Raw genomic sequence first — 1,533 nt, 5'->3', positions numbered from 1 at the left:
GATGGAAACATCTTCGGGTTGTGAGGTTAAGTGACTAAGCGTACACGGTGGATGCCTAGGCAGTCAGAGGCGATGAAGGGCGTGCTAATCTGCGAAAAGCGTCGGTAAGGTGATATGAACCGTTATAACCGGCGATACCCGAATGGGGAAACCCAGTGTGTTTCGACACACTATCATGTCATGAATACATAGTGGCATGAGGCGAACCGGGGGAACTGAAACATCTAAGTACCCCGAGGAAAAGAAATCAACCGAGATTCCCCCAGTAGCGGCGAGCGAACGGGGAGGAGCCCAGAACCTGAATCGGCTTGTGTGTTAGTGGAAGCGTCTGGAAAGTCGCGCAGCAAAGGGTGATAGCCCCGTACACTAAAATGCACAGGTCGTGAGTTCGATGAGTAGGGCGGGACACGTGACATCCTGTCTGAATATGGGGGGACCATCCTCCAAGGCTAAATACTCCTGACTGACCGATAGTGAACCAGTACCGTGAGGGAAAGGCGAAAAGAACCCCGGCGAGGGGAGTGAAATAGAACCTGAAACCGTGTACGTACAAGCAGTGGGAGCACCTTCGTGGTGTGACTGCGTACCTTTTGTATAATGGGTCAGCGACTTATATTTTGTAGCAAGGTTAACCGTATAGGGGAGCCGTAGGGAAACCGAGTCTTAACTGGGCGATTAGTTGCAAGGTATAGACCCGAAACCCGGTGATCTAGCCATGGGCAGGTTGAAGGTTGGGTAACACTAACTGGAGGACCGAACCGACTAATGTTGAAAAATTAGCGGATGACTTGTGGCTGGGGGTGAAAGGCCAATCAAACCGGGAGATAGCTGGTTCTCCCCGAAAGCTATTTAGGTAGCGCCTCGTGAACTCATCTTCGGGGGTAGAGCACTGTTTCGGCTAGGGGGCCATCCCGGCTTACCAAACCGATGCAAACTCCGAATACCGAAGAATGTTATCACGGGAGACACACGGCGGGTGCTAACGTCCGTCGTGAAGAGGGAAACAACCCAGACCGCCAGCTAAGGTCCCAAAGTCATGGTTAAGTGGGAAACGATGTGGGAAGGCATAGACAGCCAGGATGTTGGCTTAGAAGCAGCCATCATTTAAAGAAAGCGTAATAGCTCACTGGTCGAGTCGGCCTGCGCGGAAGATGTAACGGGGCTAAACCATGCACCGAAGCTGCGGCAGCGACGCTTAGGCGTTGTTGGGTAGGGGAGCGTTCTGTAAGCCGTTGAAGGTGGCCTGTGAGGGTTGCTGGAGGTATCAGAAGTGCGAATGCTGACATAAGTAACGATAAAGCGGGTGAAAAGCCCGCTCGCCGGAAGACCAAGGGTTCCTGTCCAACGTTAATCGGGGCAGGGTGAGTCGACCCCTAAGGCGAGGCTGAAAAGCGTAGTCGATGGGAAACAGGTTAATATTCCTGTACTTGGTGTTACTGCGAAGGGGGGACGGAGAAGGCTAGGCTAGCCGGGCGACGGTTGTCCCGGTTTAAGCGTGTAGGGGGTGTGACCTGGTAAATCCGGTTGCATATC

1 rRNA gene is annotated in these 1,533 nt (G+C 53.0%); it reads left to right on the top strand.

Annotation, left to right across the window (positions count from 1 at the left end):
• Positions 1–24: 24 nt before the first annotated feature.
• Positions 25–1,533: ribosomal RNA gene (locus ACJ8KE_RS23695) — 23S ribosomal RNA — on the top strand; the annotation flags it as partial.

The organism is Serratia sp. CY56464 (assembly GCF_052168435.1).
GTDB lineage: Bacteria > Pseudomonadota > Gammaproteobacteria > Enterobacterales > Enterobacteriaceae > Serratia > Serratia marcescens.
This window is presented reverse-complemented; position numbering and strand designations above follow the sequence as displayed.